This is a genomic window from Salipiger bermudensis, from assembly GCF_019801965.1.
In the GTDB taxonomy this organism is placed as follows: domain Bacteria; phylum Pseudomonadota; class Alphaproteobacteria; order Rhodobacterales; family Rhodobacteraceae; genus Salipiger; species Salipiger bermudensis_A.
Genome location: NZ_JAHVIA010000004.1, coordinates 425,568 through 442,374, shown reverse-complemented (window position 1 = coordinate 442,374; position 16,807 = coordinate 425,568). Strand labels below are relative to the sequence as shown.

Below are 16,807 nucleotides of genomic sequence, written 5' to 3'. Positions count from 1 at the left end.
GCCGGGATGCGGGAAATCCGCTCAGGATTTCAAGCGCGTATGCTTGGGATCGTAAAGGGGGGCGAGGCTCACGTTGCAGGGAACACGTTCGGTGGCGACCTCGAGCTCGTAGCGGCCTTCGAGGATCCACTCACGGGTCACGCCTTGAGGGTTCTTCAGGTAGCCCATGCCGATGGCTTGCCCCAACGTGTGGCCATAGCCGCCGGAGCTGAGATAGCCCACGCGCTCGCCGTTGCGGAAGATGGTCTCGCGGCCCAGCAGGATAACCTCGGGCGCGGCGGTGAAGGTCGCGAGCCGCTTGCTGACGCCCGCCGCCTTCTGTGCCGCGATGGCGGCGCGGCCGCGGAACTCCCCCTTGTCGAGCGCCACCGCAAAGCCCAGCCCCGCCTCGAGCGGTGTGCTGTCGGGGCCGATATCGCCGCCCCAGGCGCGGTAACCCTTCTCCAGCCGCAGGGTCTCGATGGCGCGGTAACCGGCATCCATGAGCCCGTGGGAGGCGCCGGCCATGTGCAGCGCGTCATAGACGGTGGCGGCGTATTCCACCGGCATGTGCAGCTCCCACCCCAGCTCGCCCACGTAGGAGACGCGCAGCGCCCAGACCGGCGCGCCGGCGATGGCGATCTGCGCGGCACTGCCGAAGGGCAGAGCTTCGTTCGACACGTCCGCCCGGGTGACATGGGCAAGGATGTCGCGCGCCTTCGGCCCCATCAGCGACAGCACGGCGTAGCCCGAGGTGACGTCGATGAGCTGGGCGTTGGCGCCCTCGGGAATGCCGCGTTTGATCCAGTCGAAATCGCGCGTGGCGAAGCCGGTGCCGGTGACGATGTAGAACGTATCCCCGGCCAGCCGCGCCACCGTAAGATCGGCCTCTATCCCGCCGCGATCGTTGAGCATCTGGGTGTAGGTCAGGCTGCCCACCGGGCCGCTCACATCGTTGGCGGCGATGCGTTGCAGAGCCTTTTCGGCATCCGGCCCCTTGAGCATGAACTTGGCAAAGCTGGTCTGGTCGATCAGCACCGCCGCCTCGCGCGCCGCCCTGTGCTCGCGCGCCACCGCGTCGAACCAGTTGGGCCGGCCATAGGTGTAGATGTCGCCCGCGTGCTCGCCTGTCGCGGCGAACCAGTTGGGCCGCTCCCAGCCCATCTTCTCGCCGAACACCGCGCCGCGCGCCTTCAGCCGATCGTAGAGCGGCGAGCGGCGGCCGGGCCGTCCGCTGTCATGCTCCTCGGAGGGCCAGGCCATGGTGTAATGCTTGCCATAGGCCTCGATGGTGCGGGTGCGGACCCAGTCGGTATCGAAATGCGGGCGACCGAAGCGGCGGATATCGACGGGCCAGAGATCGAAGGGCGGCTCGCCTTTCGCCACCCACTCGGCCAGCGCCATGCCCGCGCCGCCGCCCGAGGCGATGCCGAAGGCGTTGAAGCCTGCGCCGACGAAGAAGCCCTTCTGTTCGGGGGCCTCGCCAAGGATGAAATTGCCGTCGGGCGTGAAGCTCTCGGGGCCGTTGGTCAGCGTCTTGATCCCCGCCGTCTCAAGCGCCGGGACGCGGCCCAGCGCCAGCTCCATGATCTGCTCGAAATGGTCGAAATCGCTGTCGAGCAGCGTGTAGTGGAAGCCCTCGGGAATGCCGTTGACGGCCCACGGCTTTGGGTTGGGCTCGTAGCCGCCCATGACCAGCCCGCCGACCTCTTCCTTCCAGTAGGTCAGCCGGTCGGGATCGCGCAGGGTCGGCAGGTCGCGGGTGACGCCGTCGATCGGCTCAGTCACCATGTACTGATGCTCCATCGAGACGAGCGGCACGGTTACGCCGAGCGGCGCGGCAAACTCACGGGTCCACTGGCCGCAACAGGCGACGACGATGCCGGTCTTGATGAAGCCGTGCTGGGTCTCGACCCCGGTGATGACGCCCTTCTCGCGCGTCACCGAGCGCACCGCGCAATCCTCGATGATCCGCGCACCGGCCATGCGCGCGCCCTTGGCGAGCGAAAGCGTGATGTCGGAGGGGTTGGCCTGCCCGTCGGTCGGCAGGTAGGCCGCACCCACCACGTCACTCACATCCATCAGCGGCCATAGCTCCTTGGCCTCGGACGGCGTCAGCAGCTGCATGTCGAGCCCGAAGCTGTGCGCCGTAGTGGCCTGCCGCTTGACCTCGGTCCAGCGCTCGGCGTTGCAGGCGAGCCGCAGCCCGCCATTGCGCTTCCACCCGGTCGCCTGCCCGGTCTCCTGCTCGAGCGTGTCGTAAAGCTTGACCGAATAGCCCAGCAGCTCGGTGATGTTGGCCGAGCTGCGCAGCTGGCCCACGAGACCGGCGGCATGGAAGGTGGTGCCCGAGGTCAGCTTGTGGCGCTCGAGCAGGACAACCTCCCAGCCGAGCTTGGCGAGGTGATAGGCCGTCGAGCAGCCGATGATCCCGCCCCCGACGATAACCGCCTGCGCGGTGGTGGGAAACTCGGTCATGCGCCCTCCTTCCAGGCGTCGAGCGCGGCGTTGAAGCGCGACAGGTTCTCTGCCGTGTAGCCCGCGTAGTCGAACTCGATCTCGGAGCTGATCTCGGAGACCATGCTCCACATCGCCTCGCGCAAGAGCGAGGCGCATTTCATCGCGCCGTAGCGGCGCAGGTAGGCGGTATCGGGATCGTGGCCGTGGTAGAGCCGCAGCATCTCGGCCTCGGCCTCGGGCGGCAGGCCGGCGTTGGAAGCCAGCCCGCCGAGATCGAACAGCGCCGAGTTGAAGCCGCCATATTCCCAGTCGACCAGCCAGAGCCGCCCGTCCTCGGCGCGCAGGATGTTCTGCGGCAGCAGGTCGTTGTGGCCGAGAACCAGCCCGACCTTGCCCACCGCCTCTTCAAGCTCGCCCGCCTGCACCATCAGCCCCGGCAGCCGCGCGATGTGGCGTGAGCCGTTCTCCTCGAGCCATGCGGCATAGGTCCGCAGCACGTGGAAGACCCAGAAGGTCAGCACCGGGCCTGCCACCTGCCGGCTCAGCTCGCGATGCACGCGCCCCAGCAGCGCGACCGCGTCGTGCAGGGTCTGGGCATCATGCAGATCGGCCTCGGCCAGCGCCTGCGAGGTGATGAAATCGGTGACCATGATGCCCGGCTCGGCATGGCGCAACGCCGGCGAGATGCCGGCATCCGCGGCGGCCTCGGTGAGGGCGCGCTCGTTCCAGCGCATCACCAGATGCTCGGGGATGTCGCGCCCGAGCCGCACCACGTATTCCCGGCCCGCATCGGTCACCACGAAGTTGAGGTTGGTGATGCCGCCCGAGAGCGGCGCGATGGTCACCGGGCCGGACCAGAAGCCCATAGCCCGGACGCGGTCTTCCGGGGTCATGCGCCGTAATCCCCTTTCGCGCGCGATTTGGTCGGGTCGAAATGCGGGAACGGCACGACGCGGGCGGTAAGCCGCTTCTGGTGGCCGTCGAGCTGGCCGATCTCGAGCTCGGTGCCCACATCGGTATAGGGCGTCTCCACCCGGGCCAGCGCGATGGTCTTGCCGAGGATCGGCGAGCGCGTGCCGGAGGTGATCACGCCGACCTGCACGCGCCCCAGCCGCACGCAATCGCCATGCGCGGGCACCGTGGTGGCGTCGATCTCGAGCCCCACCAGCCTGCGCTGCGGATGCGCCTTGCGCTCTTCCAAAGCGGCGCGGCCGGAGAAATCAGCCTCCTTGGATTTCAGCGGCACCGTGAAGCCGATGCCGGCCTCGAACGGGTCGGTCTGATCGTCAAACTCGTGCCCGGCAAAGGCCAGCCCGCTCTCGATGCGGAGCATGTCGAGCGCGGCGAGGCCCAGCGGCTTCAGCCCATAGGGCTGCCCCGCCTCCCAGATCGCATCGAACACCTCGCCCGCGTCCTTGGGGTGGCAGAAGATCTCGTAGCCCAGCTCGCCGGTATAGCCGGTGCGCGAGATCATCACCGGGGTGCCCTGAAAATCGCCCAGCCGCGCCACGGTGAAGCGGAACCAGCCAAGCTCGTCGATGCTGGACCGGTCGGGCGCGGTCCAGAACAGCTGTGACAGGATCGCTTGCGCGTGCCGTCCCTGCAGCGCCACGTTGCAGAGCTGGTCGGTGGAGCTGCGCACATGGGCGTCGAGCCCCAGCCGCTCGGCCTCCTCGCGCATGAACATGCCGGAGCCGTCGCAGCCGCCGATCCAGCGGAAATTGTGCTCGCCGAGCCGGAACACCGTGCCGTCGTCGATCATGCCGCCATGCGCGGCGCAGACGGCGGTATAGACCACCTGCCCCACGGCGAGCTTCTCCATGTTGCGGGTGACGCAGTGGTTCAGAAGTTTCTCGGCATCCGGGCCGGTGACCTCGAACTTGCGCAGCGGCGAGAGGTCCATGATGGCGACCTTCTCGCGGCAGGCCCAGTATTCGCCGAGCGTGCCCTCGCCGGGAAAGCTGTTAGGCAGCCAGTAGCCGTTATATTCCACGAAATCGCGGGTGTGTCTGGCGAAGCTGGCGTGAAAGCCCGTCTCCCTAGTGTGCTCCACGTCGTCCTCCGGTCTCTTCCGCCAGCCGATCGAGCGACGGAAGTCTTCGCCCGCACCATAGGTGCGGAGCTGTATGTCTGTGGGGTTCCAGCCATTGGCCGGGTCGATATCGTCGGGGCACGCGGTCGAGACGCAGACCAGATCGGTCAGCGCCCTGAGCAGCACGTAATCTCCGGGCCGCGACCAAGGCTCCTCGGTGATGATGTTGTGCTCGGCGTCGATCAGCGTGTTGAAGAAGAAGTTGATCGCGGGCCAGCCGGCGCGCGGGCGCACGCCATACGGCGCGAGCTGGGCGTTGATGTTGTCAGTGCAGTTAACGTGGCCGAAATAGCCCAGGTCATCGTAATAGCGGCTGGTGCAGGCCAGCCCGAACGTGTCGTGCCGCCCGCAGGTGTCCTGCACGATCTCGATCAGCGGCTCGAAATCGACATTCCAGTATTTCGCCGCCAGCCCGGGCTTGGGATAGATCGTGCCGGTCTGCGAGCGGGTGGCGGTCGGGTCGATCTCGCGGGTCAGCCCGGCATCGAGCGAGCGCGCCGAGAAGGCCTGGAAGTCCGAGCATTCGCGCCCCTGCACGTCGAGGATCTGGATGAAGCCGCCCTTGGGGACGGTGTAGACATGGGCCTCGCCGGGGCGGATGTTCTGATCGATGAGCGGATCGGCCAGCGGATCGGGGGCGCGGTGGGCACCCTTGAAATCGCGCAGGTCGGCGCGGCGGATCCACAAGAGCAAGTCGGTGGGCGTATCCTGCGCGCCGGGCTCCATCGGCCCGCCGGGCGCGGCGACGATCAAGAGCCCGTCGCCCTGCGCGGTGAAGACGGCGCTGTCGCCGGGGCGCGAGCCCTCGGCAAAGAGCCGCACCGCCCGCGCCTTGCCGAGATCGAACCCCGCCGCCGAGAGCGCCCGCGCCACCCCCTGCCCCGAGCGGCTCGAGGTCAGCGTGGCCTTGAGCCCCTCCGGCCCGACCGAGCCCTTGGCCCCGATCAGCCCCGGATCGCCGACGCCCGCCGGGGTGAAGGCGACGATCTCGGCCAGCTGCCCGCCCTCGCGGTCCTGCACGGTGATCTCGTCGCCGGCACGGATCTCGACTGCCCGCGAGCCGCCGCCCGGCACCGGGTGGCGTTCGACCCCCTTGGGCAGGGTCAGGCCGGGGGTGATCACCCCGGCCCGCGCCTCGCGGCTCTCGAAGCCAAGGCCCATGGCTTACTCGGCCGCTTCCGAGGTCTGCAGATAGGCCTCGAGGCTGTCATCCAGCGCGTGGCGCCACGGCGTGTGGTGCGGCGGCGCGATGGTGCCGGTGATCGGCGAGACATAACCATTGTCACGGAACGACATGATCGCCTTCTTCTTGTGCTTCTTCCACTCGAAGAACGCCTGGTTGGCGCCGTCCACGTCGAAGGAGGGGTAATCGGTCTCGGCGATCAGCTCCTTCACGTAATCACCTTGGTAGACGATGGCGTCGTGGTCGCTGTCATAGGCATCCTCGTCGGCCTGCCGCTTCTGCCAGTCGGCCTCCATCGCCGCCGTGCCGGGCAGCGCGATCTTGCCGAGGATGGCATCTCGCACCCACCAGGCCTGCGCGTCGAACATGTTGAAGGTGAACCACTGGTCCTGCATCCCGAGATAGAACATCTTCGGGTTCGGCACGTAGACCACGCCCTTGTAGAGATCGCTCGCCGCCAGCCGGTTCGCAGTCTTGAGGCGCAGGTCGTCGGGCAGGAACGGGAAGTGGTGCTTGTAGCCGGTGCAGAGGATGATCGCGTCGACGGTCTTTTCGGTGCCGTCCTTGAAATAGGCGGTCTTGCCCTCGACCCGCTCGAGCGCCGGCACTTCCTTCCAGTTGTCGGGCCAGTCATAGCCCATCGGCGCGGTGCGATGCGCCACGGTCACCGAGGCGCAACCGTATTTCCAGCATTGCGAGCCGATATCCTCGGCCGAGTAGGAGGTGCCGAGGATGAGGATGTCCTTGCCCTCGAACTCGCGCGCATCACGGAAATCATGGGCGTGCAGGATGCGGCCGTTGAAGCTCTCGAAGCCGGGGTAATAGGGCACGTTGGGGAAGGAGAAGTGGCCCGAGGCGACGATGACGTGGTCGAACTCCTCTCGGCTCTCGCTGTCGGTCTCGCCATTGCGCGCCACGACGGTGAACTTGCCCGAGGCCTCATCATAGGAAACATCGCGCACCACGGTGGAGAACTGGATCCAGTCGCGCACCCCGGCCTTCTTCACCCGGCCCTCGATATAATCGAACAGCACGGCGCGCGGCGGGTAGCTGGCGATCGGCTTGCCGAAATGCTCGTCAAAGGAATAATCGGCGAATTCGAGGCCCTCCTTCGGCCCGTTCGACCACAGGTAGCGATACATCGAGCCATGCACCGGGTTGCCGTATTCGTCGACGCCGGTGCGCCAGTCATAGCGCCAGAGCCCGCCCCAGTCGGGCTGCTTCTCGTAGCAGACGATCTCGGGAATCGCCTCGCCCTTTTCCTTGGCGGACTGGAAGGCCCGAAGCTGGGCCAGACCCGACGGGCCGGCGCCGATCACGCAAATCTTCATGTCCCTGTTCTCCCTTTGGGCAAGTTTTCCTCATGGTTCCAAATATTCACTCTCGCGCAACAAATTTTCTTGTGGGTTGAGCGGACGGATGGGAATTTGACCGGGACCGGAGGCGCTCTGCCCAAGGATGAGGCAGCCTCCGGAGCCACCCTCTCACGCTGCGCCGGAGCCCGGTGCCGGCGTGGTTCGGTGACGCGGGACACCACATCAGGCCGCGTGAAGCGGCACGGCACGGAGGCGAGAGCATGAGCGCGGAACTGACCCCTTACGAGATCTTCGAGGCAGGCCCGGTGCATCTGCAATGCGGCATCACCCTGCCCGAGGCGAAGCTCGCCTATGCCACCTTTGGCCGGCTCAACGCGGCGCTCGACAACGTCGTCGTCTATCCCACGCGCTACGGCGGCAGCCATGCGGACAATGAATTCCTGATCGGGCCCGGCATGGCGCTCGATCCGGAGAAGTACTTCATCATCGTGCCCAACATGCTGGGCAACGGCGTCTCCTCCTCGCCGTCCAACACGCCCGTCCCGCTGGCCGGGCCGGATTTCCCGCGCATCACCCAGTATGACAACGTCATGCTGCAGGAGCGGCTGCTGCGCGAGGTGTTCGGCATCACCAAGGTACGGCTCGCCTGCGGCTGGTCGATGGGCGGGCAGCAGGCCTATCACTGGGCGGCGCTGTTCCCCGACCGGGTCGAAGCGATGGCCTGCTTCTGCGGGCAGGCGATCACCGCCGGCCACACCTATGTCTTCCTCGAGGGGGTGAAGCACGCGCTGATCACCGATCCGGCGTGGATGCAGGGGCGCTATAAAGAGCCGCCGTGGCGTGGGCTGACCGCCAAGGGCCGGGTCTGGGCCGGCTGGGTGCTGAGCCAGGAATGGTTCCGCGAGGAGCTGTGGCGCGGCATGGGCTACGTGAGCGTCGAGGACTACCTCAAGAACGTCTGGGACGCGATGTATTACGGGCTCGACGCCAATGACATGCTCTCGCTCATCGCCACGTGGCAGGCCTGCGACATCTCGGCCAACCCGCTCTATAATGGCGACCGCGAGGCGGCGCTGAAGGCGATCACCGCGAAATCCATCGTGCTGCCCTGCCGCACGGATTTCTACTTCCCGCCCGAGGACAACGCCCGCGAGGTGGCCCTGATGCCCAATGCCGAGCTGCGGGTGATCGACTCGGTCTGGGGACATTATGCCGGCGGCGGGCGCAACCAGCCCGACACCGACATGATCGACACCGCCCTGCGCGAGCTGCTGGCATGAGCTGGGATGTCATCGTCGTCGGTGCCGGCAGCGCCGGCTGCGCCGTGGCCGAGCGCCTGTCGCGCGATCCTGCCTGCCGGGTGCTGCTGCTCGAGGCCGGCCCGCCCGGGCGCCACCCGTTCATCTCGATGCCCGCGGGCGTCGCCAAGGCCATCGCCTCGCCTCACTTCAACTGGCATTTCGAGACCGTGCCGCAGGCCCATATGGATGGCCGCAGGCTTTACGTCCCGCGTGGGCGTGTGCTGGGCGGCTCGTCCTCGATCAACGCCATGGTCTGGGTCACCGGCCACGCCTCGGATTACGATCACTGGGCAGCCTCAGGCTGCGACGGCTGGTCCTGGGCCGAGGTCAAGCCGGTGCTCGACGAGGTGACGCGGGTGATGGCCCCGGCGATCCCCGAGAGCGGCCCCTCCTACGATGCCTTCGTCGAGGCCGGCGGGCAGATGGGCTATCCGGTGCACCAGGCCGTCGAGGGCCAGGCAGAGGGCTTCGGACTGTTCCGGGTCAACGTCAAGGACGGCAAGCGCCACAGCACCGCCCGCGCCTATCTGGGGCTCACAAAAGGGCGCGCCAATCTCGAGGTCAAGACCGGCGTCGAGGTGCTGCGCCTGACCGGAGACGGCGCCCGCATCGACGGGCTGCTGGTGATGACGCCCTCTGGCGAGGAGACACTGTCTGCCGGCCACGTGGTGCTCTGCGCCGGCGCCATCGGCACGCCGCACCTGCTGCTGCACGCGGGCATCGGGCCGGCGGCGCAGCTGCGCCCGCTGGGCATCCCGCTGCGCGCCGATCTTCCGGGCGTGGGCGAGAACCTGCACGATCATCTCGAGGTCAAGGTCAAGCACCGCATGACCGAGCCGCTGTCGCTCTGGGATCATGCCAAGTTTCCCAACAACCTCGCGGTAGGAGCGCAATGGCTGTTCACCGGCAAGGGCGTGGGCACCCAGCAGGGGCTCGAGGCCGGGGCGTTCCTGCGTCTTGGCGAAGGCGACGGCGCGCCGGACACGCAGCTGCATTTCATCAACGCGCTGGCCTTCGACGGCGCGACGGCGGACGACCGCGGCCACGGCTTCGCCATCGACGTGACCCAGCTGCAGCCCGAGAGCCGGGGCCGGCTGACCATCGCCTCGAACAACCCGCGCGAGCGGCCTCTGATCGACCCGAACTACCTTGCGGAAGAGACCGACCGCGTGGCGCTGCGCGAGGGGCTGAAGATGCTGCGCGACCTCTGCAAGCAACCTGCGATGGCAGCGTTTACCGGCGAGGAGCTGCGCCCGGGGCCGGCTGTGACGAGCGATGCCGCGCTGGACGCGGTGGTGCGCGCGACGGCGGATTCGATCTATCACCCGGTGGGCACGGCCAAGATGGGAACGGATGCGCTTTCGGTGGTCGACCCCGCGACGATGGGGGTGCATGGCGTGGCGGGGCTGTCGGTGGCGGATGCCTCGGTGATGCCGCGCATCGTCGGTGGCAACACCAACGCGCCGTCGATCCTGATCGGGGCACTGGGAGCGGAGAAGATCGCGGCGGGGTTGTGAGCTGGGTTCATTGCCAGAGCCGCCACGACCAGACCTCAGCAGGCGCGGGACAAGGCCGAAGGCCGCCGCGCATCGTCGGCGGCAACACCAACGCGCCTTCGATCCTGATCGGGGCGCTGGGAGCGGAGAAGATCGCGGCGGGGCTGTGAGTTGGGCTGCGTTTCTCCGGCGGCTGCCTCGCCGCCCCGGACAGGCCGACGTTCGCACAGGTGACGCCGCCGCGCCCGTCGCCGGCCCGCGGGATGGCGATCCAGCGCCTTGAGCCTCTCGATTTATCTGGCTCACGTCCGAAGGACCTCGCAATGCAGCGCTGACCTCACCAAATCGCCAGCCCGGGGGGCGGGCCGGCGATGGGCGCGGCGGCCTGCGGCCTTGATTCCGCGCCAAAGCGGGGATCGAACGGGGAGCCTGGAATGCGAAAAGGGCCCGCCACTGGCGAGCCCCTCCAAAGCAGGATCCTAACCAGCCCCTACCGCGCCGCGAACGTGATCGGCAGCGCGATCGGCCCGGTGTTGCCGCTGTCGGCAAGCCAGGTCGCGCCCTCGCCCACCACCGGCGCGCCCATGCGGGCCGAGAGCACCCGGTAGGCCACCGCCATGTCGTTGCGCGCCACGAGGTTGCCCAGGCAATGGTGCACCCCGCCGCCGAAGCCGAAATTGCGTGCCCGCTTGGCGGTGATGTCGAACGGCGCGTCGGCCATCACCAGCGGGTCGGTGCCGGCGCTCTCGGAGTAGAGATGCAGCACCGTGCCCTTGGGGATGGTGATGCCGCCATACTCGAAATCCTCGATCGCCTCGCGCGACACCCAGGTGATCGTCGGGCGCATCCGCATGACCTCGGTCGCCGCCGCCATGTCGAGCGAGGGATCCGCGGCCAGCGCCTCCCATTGCTCCGGATGCGCGGCAAACATCGACATGCCGAGCCCGAGCTGGTTGCGCGTGGTGTCGACGCCGGCGAAGGCCAGCATCAGCGCGAGGTTCCAGAGCTCTTCGTGGCTCAGCCGGTCGCCCTCTTCGCGCGCCTGCACCATGATCGACAGGATGTCATCGCCCGGGTTGCTCTCGCGCGTCTTCAGCACCTCGCTGATATAGTCGCCGAGCTCCACCGTCGCCGCCTCGATCTCATCGACGAGATTGGGGAAGTTGACCCCCAGCGCCAGCCCCATCGTGGCCGAGGTGCGCAGGATGAACGGCGCCTCGCTCTCCGGCAGGCCGAGCAGCAGGCAGAGCACCCGCGCGGCATAGGGATCGGCGAACTCGGCCATGAAATCGCAGCCGCCCTTGGCGATGAACTGATCCGCCAGATCGTTGGCGATGCGCTCGAACTCGGGCATCAGCGCCTTCACCACCTTGGGCGAGAAGGCCGGGTTCACCAGCTTGCGAAGGCGCCAGTGGTCGTCGCCCTCGGTGACGAGGATCGACTTGTTCCACCAGTCGGCAAACACCCCCTCGGTCACCCCGTTCAGCGCCGGCCAGGCGTGGCTGCCCTGGATCAGCGCCTTGTGGGTGAGCAGCTGGCCCATCTCCTGATGGCGCAGCACCGCGAGCCCATAGGGCGTGCGGGCATACCAGCTCTTGGCGCGGGCCTCCCGCACCGGTTCGGACCGGAGCGAGAAGGCCGGGTTCGCGACGTCGAGAAAGGGCGCGTCGGGAAACTGGGCCTCGAGGCTCATGGCAGGCACTCCATGTAGGTGTCCTTGTCCCAATCGGTGACGGTGGACATGAAGCGCGCCCACTCGTCCGACTTGTACTCATGGTACAGGCGATACATCTCGCCCGGAAGCCCGCGCTGCACGACCTCGTCGTTTTCCAGATGCGCCAGCGCCTCGCCAAGCGACATCGGCAGTTTCTTGACCTTCTTGCCCTGCGCCATGGCGTCGTAGATGTTGCGCTCTTCCGGCGCGCCCGGATCGAGATCGTTGTCGAGCCCGTCATCCATCGCCGCCAAGAGCGCCGAGCCCATGAGATAGGGGTTCACCATCGAGTCGACCGAGCGGTACTCGAAGCGGCCCGGCGCCGAGACCCGCAGGCCGGTGGTGCGGTTCTGGAAGCCCCAGTCGGAGAACACCGGCGCCCAGAATCCGGTATCCCAGAGCCGGCGGTAGGAGTTGACCGTCGAGGCGCCGATGGCGGTCAGCGCCTGCAGGTGATGCACCACCCCGCCGATCGCCTTGAGGCCGGTCTTGCCGGGCATCTGCGGATCGTCGGTATCGGGCATGAAGGTGTTGTCGCCGCCCGAGACATACATGTAGTTCTCCGGGCTGCCCGGCAGGTTCTCGGGATCGTTGCCGGTGCGCTTGAACACGTCTTCGCCCGCGGTCCAGAGCGACATGTTGTGGTGGCACCCGCTCGCCGAGACCCCCATGAAGGGCTTGGTCATGAAGCAGGCGAAGATGCCGTTCTCGCGCGCCACCTGGGCGCAGAGCTGGCGATAGGTGGTCAGGCGGTCGGCGTTGCGCAGCACGTCGTCGAAGGTCCAGTTCAGCTCGAGCTGGCCCGGCGCGTCCTCGTGATCGCCCTGGATCATGTCGAGGCCCATCTTGCGGGCGTAGCGGATCACCTGCATCGACACCGGGCGCAGCGATTCAAACTGGTCGATATGGTAGCAGTAGGGCTTCGACATGCCGTCGGTCGGCTTGCCGTTCTCATCGTATTTCAGCCACATCATCTCGGGCTCGGTGCCCATGCGCAGCTGCAGCCCGTGCTTCTTCTGGAAGGCCTCGTGCATGCGGCGCAGGTTGCCGCGGCAATCGGCGGTCAGGTAGGCGCCGGGATCGACCTTTTCCTCGCGGTTGCGGAACAGTGTGCAGTACATGCGGCCGATCTCGGGCGCCCAGGGCAGCTGCATGAAGGTCTCGGGCTCGGGGATGCCGACCAGTTCGGCGGCCTCCGGGCCATAGCCCATGTACTCGCCGGCGCGGTTGGTGAACAGGTTCACCGTGGCGCCGTAGACCAGCTGGAAGCCCTTCTTGGCGACGCTCTCCCAGTGATCGGCGGGAATGCCCTTGCCCATGATCTTGCCGGTGACCGACACGAACTGGAGGTAGAGGTACTCGATGCCCAGCGCGTCGATCTTCTCGCGCACCGCCTTGATCTTCTCGTCGCGTCCCGGTTCCTCGACGAAGCGTTCGATATCCATGAAGTCCATCCCTGCGGTTTTGTGTTTTTCGAGCTCAAGACAGCCCGACCGACTCGGCGTCTGTCCAGCGAAACTTATTACTCAGGGGAAATTTTTATTCTCAACGGTGGAATCGCCCGCCTAAATGGCAGTCACCGTTCTCAGCCTGCACAAGCCATAGGCACCTATTGGCGAAAAGCGCCTCGGAATAGACAAACATCGGTATTCCCCGGGATCGGGTCTCCGCCGCGTTTTGCCGTCAGGAAACTTTATTCACTCTGAGTGCAGGGGCGAGAAAGCCCTGACAATAACATCCGCAATGGGGAACCAAGGACAATGGAACAGGAACTTGCCGCGCTGACAGAGCGGTTGGCGGCTCTGGAGAGCGCCTCCGCGATGTCGGGCACGATCAACTCGGAAATCTTCTACTGGTGGTGTACGGCACTGATGATCGCCATTCACGCCGGCTTCCTCGCCTACGAGATGGGTGCGAGCCGGGTGAAGAACGTGCTGGCCTCGGGGATCAAGAACATCCTCGCCTTCGCCTTCATGGTGCCGACCTTCTATTTCTTCGGCTGGTACATCTACCTCGCCTTCTACAACGGCCTGATCCCGGCCGCGGACGGCGCAGCCGGCCTGCCGTGGGACATGTCGATGGGCCCGAACCTCGCCGACAACGCCACCGGCATCTTCTGGGCGGCCTTCACGCTGTTTGCCGCGACCACCGCCTCGATCTTCTCGGGCGCCGTGATCGAGCGCATCCAGACCGCGGGCTTCCTGATCCTCGCCATCCTGCTGGGCTCGGTCGTGTGGATCCTCGGCGGCGCATGGGGCTGGCACCCGACCGGCTGGCTGACCGTCAAGTTCGGCTACCATGACGTGGGCGCTGCCGGCGTCGTGCACATGGTCGCGGGCTTCTTCGCGCTCGGCGTGCTGATCAACCTCGGCCCGCGCGTCGGCAAGTTCAACGCCGACGGCTCGCCCAACGCGATCCTCGCGCACAACATCCCCTTCACCATCACCGGCCTGATGCTGATCATCGTGGGCTTCTTCGGCTTCCTCGGCGGCTGCATCATCTACATGCCCGGTGAGCAGTGGATCAACATCTACGGCCAGCCCGCAACGCTCTCGGCCTTTGCCTTCAACACCTTGATGGGCATGGCAGGCGGCATCATCGGCGCCTGGGTCAAGACCCGCGATCCGTTCTGGATGATGTCCGGCGCCCTGATCGGCATCTTCGCCGCGGCCTCCGGCCTCGACGTCTACTACCCGCCGGTGGCCTTCGTGCTCGGCACCTTCGGCGGCTTCGTCGTCCCGATGGTCGCCGTCTGGCTCGAAAAGATGGGCATCGACGACGCCGTCGGCGCCTTCCCGGTGCACGGCATCGGCGGCCTGATCGGCGTGGTTTCCTGCGGTATCTTCGCCGCCGGCTACCCCAATGTCGACGGCATGCCGCCGGTCTCGCTCTGGGGCCAGATCGTCGGCGCCGCGACCATGGCCGTGCTGGGCTTCGTTCCGGGCTACGTGGTGTCCTACATCCTCAAGGTCTTCGGCCTGCTGCGGGTGCCGGATCACATCCAGGAAAAGGGCCTCGACATCGTCAAGGTGCCGGTCTCGGCCTACCCGGAAAGCTACACCCCGGGCCCGGTCAACACCGCGACCCCCGCCGCCGCCGGCACTCCGGCCGAGTAAGAAAGGATCTCAAAGATGAACACTTCTCCGATCGAAAGCTGGGAGGGCGCCGAAGCGTACTTCACCTTTGCCGACAAGCCCGCGATCATGATGCTCTTCCTGCTGCTCGCCGTTGCGATCACCGCCGGGACCATCATCATCGCCGCGGTGCACGAGAAGCACGCCTACAACAATCACTGACGTCCCTTATAGTCTGTGAGAACCAGGAAGGGGGCGGGCCGCGAGGCTCGCCCCCTTTCACATGTCGGATCGGATCTGGTGCCGCATCGGGCCCGTTCACCAAGAGCACATCGGCGCGCCGCCGCGATTCCCCGGCGTTCCGTCCAAAATCTCGGCAGAAGATTCGGCTTTATCCCGGTCGCGGAAACAGTTTCGCGGAGAGCCCCGGACCTTTCTCAAAAAGATGGCCTAAATGTGCAGAAATTTTGGAAACTTTCCCGGAGTTGGTAGTTATTCATTTACCGGGTCCGTGAGACGCTCGGCTCCGCTGTCAGCATAGATCGGCAGTGGCAATCAACCGATTGAAGTGGCCTCGGCCGCTACAGGGATTTTACCATGACAGCCGGGAGGTCCGCAGGGGTCTCCCGGCTATTTTGTTGCGGGTGACGCCCGCCGCCCGCGTTGCTAGGATGGCGCGACGCAGACATACAGGCTTTCCATGACACAGTTTCAATACAAGGTCGTTCCCGCCCCGGCGAAGGGCGAGAAGATCCGCGGCGTGAAGGCGGCAGAAGACCGCTTCGCCCTCGCCATCGAGCGGTTGATGAACGAGATGGCGGCGGAGGGCTGGGAATTCCAGCGCGCCGAGCTCCTGCCCAGCGAGGAGCGCAGCGGCCTCACCTCGAGCCAGACGATCTGGCGCAACCTGCTGGTGTTCCGCCGGCCCGCCGACAGTACGACGATCGAGGCCCCTGCCCCGGTCGCGCCGCCCGCGACCGCGGATGCCAGCCCGGAGAGCGATCCCGAGCTCGAAGGCCGCAAGCTCGCTTCGGCGGCGGAGCTGGCCTCCCCCGGTGCGGAGCAGACCGCGCAGGACGACGCGCAGGACGAGGCCCCGACCACAGAGCCCCCAGCCCCGGAGGACGAGGACGACGAGACCTCGCTCGACGGCCCAAACAGCGCGCTCGCCGAGCGGGCCGCGCGCATGCGGCAGGACTAGCGCCCGGCCTCAGCCGTCGAGATCGAGCGACAGCGCGTGGATCGCTGTCGTGAGCTCGGCGCCCAGCGCCGCATGCACCGCGCGGTGCCGGGCGATGCGGCTCTTGCCGGCCAGTTCCGGCGCCCGCAGGCGCACGTGGAAATGGCTCTCTCCGCTGCCGTCATCGCCCGCGTGCCCCGCGTGACGACCGCTGTCGTTCCGTACTTCCAGCTCGCTGGGCGTGAACGCCTCGCGCAGCCGTGTTTCGATTTCCGCCGACCGTGACAAATTTCGACTCCTGCCCTCTTCAATCTGGTCAGGGATTGTCTAAACTCCCTCGTCCGAGTCGAAAAGGTGAGACCATGAGCAGACCTGACCCCTTCGGTTTCGATATGTCGGTGAAGACTTCGAAAAAGAAGAATCCGCGCGGACGCCGCGGCATGTCCGGCGAACAAGAGACCTCCACCCGCCTGTGCGAGCACGAAGGCTGCCAGGAGCCGGGCAAGTTCCGCGCCCCCAAGGCGCCGGACGTGCTCGACGAGTATTACTGGTTCTGCAAGGACCACGTGCGCGAATACAACGCGCAATGGAGCTTCTTCGACGGCAAGACCGAAGCCGAGATGAACGCCCAGCAGAGCTCCGACAAGGTGTGGGAGCGCAAGACCAAGGATTACCGCGATCCCGAGGCCCGCGCCTGGGCGCGGCTTGGCATCGAGGACCCGCACCAGGTTCTGGGCGACAACGCCACGCGCAACCCGGGCCGCGCCGCGGCCACCGGCGGCGGCCGTCGCCTGCCGCCCACCGAGAAGCGCGCGCTGGAGATCCTCGAGGTCGAGCGCGCCGAGACCAAGGCCGATGTCCGCAAGGCCTACAAGAAGCTCATCAAGGTGCTGCACCCCGATATGAACGGCGGCGATCGCAGCCAGGAAGAGCAGCTTCAGGAAGTTGTCTGGGCCTGGGACCAGATCAAGGACAGCCGCAACTTCAAGTAGACCAAACGCCTTGGGCGGCA

14 protein-coding genes are annotated in these 16,807 nt (G+C 66.7%); 7 read left to right on the top strand and 7 right to left on the bottom strand.

Going from position 1 to position 16,807, the window contains the following annotated elements; genetic code table 11:
- Positions 1 to 21: 21 nt before the first annotated feature.
- The 4 genes from KUV62_RS11545 to KUV62_RS11530 are packed head-to-tail and all read right to left on the bottom strand — an operon-like array spanning position 22 to position 7,045.
- Positions 22 to 2,457, bottom strand: a complete 2,436-nt coding sequence (locus KUV62_RS11545) for an FAD-dependent oxidoreductase (RefSeq protein ID WP_222603840.1) — start codon at positions 2,455 to 2,457, stop codon at positions 22 to 24.
- On the bottom strand, positions 2,454 to 3,332 hold the full coding sequence (locus tag KUV62_RS11540; protein ID WP_222603839.1) for a choline/ethanolamine kinase family protein: 879 nt from the start codon (positions 3,330 to 3,332) through the stop codon (positions 2,454 to 2,456). Before KUV62_RS11540 ends, KUV62_RS11545 begins: the two co-directional genes overlap by 4 nt.
- Entirely contained in the window at positions 3,329 to 5,692 is a 2,364-nt protein-coding gene (locus KUV62_RS11535; RefSeq protein ID WP_222603838.1) for a DUF1989 domain-containing protein, read from the bottom strand. Before KUV62_RS11535 ends, KUV62_RS11540 begins: the two co-directional genes overlap by 4 nt.
- 3 nt (positions 5,693 to 5,695) lie before the next feature.
- A complete protein-coding gene (locus KUV62_RS11530) occupies positions 5,696 to 7,045 on the bottom strand; it encodes a flavin-containing monooxygenase (RefSeq protein WP_222603837.1) in 1,350 nt (449 codons plus the stop codon).
- 245 nt (positions 7,046 to 7,290) lie between these two features.
- On the opposite strand from KUV62_RS11530, the gene KUV62_RS11525 reads away from it, so the two are divergent.
- From KUV62_RS11525 to KUV62_RS11515, 3 genes are read left to right on the top strand one after another with little or no spacing between them, the layout of a single operon-like run.
- Complete coding sequence (locus KUV62_RS11525; protein WP_222603836.1) at positions 7,291 to 8,310, top strand: alpha/beta fold hydrolase; 1,020 nt, start codon at positions 7,291 to 7,293, stop codon at positions 8,308 to 8,310.
- Positions 8,307 to 9,848: a GMC family oxidoreductase gene (locus tag KUV62_RS11520; protein WP_222603835.1), complete on the top strand. Its 1,542-nt coding sequence runs from the start codon at positions 8,307 to 8,309 to the stop codon at positions 9,846 to 9,848. The genes KUV62_RS11525 and KUV62_RS11520 overlap by 4 nt, the downstream gene beginning before the upstream one ends.
- Positions 9,845 to 9,997 carry a hypothetical protein gene (locus tag KUV62_RS11515; RefSeq protein ID WP_222603834.1) on the top strand — a complete coding sequence of 51 codons (153 nt, stop codon included), beginning with the start codon at positions 9,845 to 9,847 and terminating at the stop codon, positions 9,995 to 9,997. The genes KUV62_RS11520 and KUV62_RS11515 overlap by 4 nt, the downstream gene beginning before the upstream one ends.
- Before the next feature lie 320 nt (positions 9,998 to 10,317).
- Here KUV62_RS11515 and KUV62_RS11510 read toward each other — a convergent pair whose 3' ends face one another.
- Together KUV62_RS11510 and KUV62_RS11505 are read right to left on the bottom strand one after the other, a co-directional pair.
- Positions 10,318 to 11,520 carry a cytochrome P450 gene (locus tag KUV62_RS11510; RefSeq protein WP_222603833.1) on the bottom strand — a complete coding sequence of 401 codons (1,203 nt, stop codon included), beginning with the start codon at positions 11,518 to 11,520 and terminating at the stop codon, positions 10,318 to 10,320.
- Entirely contained in the window at positions 11,517 to 12,986 is a 1,470-nt protein-coding gene (locus tag KUV62_RS11505) for a glutamine synthetase family protein (protein ID WP_261395576.1), read from the bottom strand. Before KUV62_RS11505 ends, KUV62_RS11510 begins: the two co-directional genes overlap by 4 nt.
- 315 nt (positions 12,987 to 13,301) lie before the next feature.
- Between KUV62_RS11505 and KUV62_RS11500 the strand changes: the two genes are divergently transcribed.
- The 3 genes from KUV62_RS11500 (at position 13,302) to KUV62_RS11490 (ending at position 15,816) form a co-directional block, all read left to right on the top strand.
- The gene (locus KUV62_RS11500; RefSeq protein ID WP_222603831.1) at positions 13,302 to 14,657 is read left to right on the top strand and encodes an ammonium transporter; all 1,356 of its coding nucleotides are present in this window, start codon (positions 13,302 to 13,304) and stop codon (positions 14,655 to 14,657) included.
- A 15-nt stretch (positions 14,658 to 14,672) separates the two neighbouring features.
- A complete protein-coding gene (locus tag KUV62_RS11495; protein ID WP_222603830.1) occupies positions 14,673 to 14,837 on the top strand; it encodes a hypothetical protein in 165 nt (54 codons plus the stop codon).
- A gap of 478 nt (positions 14,838 to 15,315) precedes the next feature.
- Positions 15,316 to 15,816, top strand: a complete 501-nt coding sequence (locus KUV62_RS11490) for a DUF4177 domain-containing protein (RefSeq protein WP_222603829.1) — start codon at positions 15,316 to 15,318, stop codon at positions 15,814 to 15,816.
- Between the two features lie 9 nt (positions 15,817 to 15,825).
- Here the strand turns inward: KUV62_RS11490 and KUV62_RS11485 are convergent, their stop codons facing one another.
- Positions 15,826 to 16,083 (bottom strand): BolA family protein, encoded by a 258-nt coding sequence (locus KUV62_RS11485; protein ID WP_222603828.1) that lies wholly within the window; start codon positions 16,081 to 16,083, stop codon positions 15,826 to 15,828.
- A gap of 74 nt (positions 16,084 to 16,157) precedes the next feature.
- Between KUV62_RS11485 and KUV62_RS11480 the strand changes: the two genes are divergently transcribed.
- Positions 16,158 to 16,787 carry a DnaJ domain-containing protein gene (locus KUV62_RS11480; protein WP_222603827.1) on the top strand — a complete coding sequence of 210 codons (630 nt, stop codon included), beginning with the start codon at positions 16,158 to 16,160 and terminating at the stop codon, positions 16,785 to 16,787.
- The last annotated feature ends 20 nt before the right edge of the window (positions 16,788 to 16,807 follow it).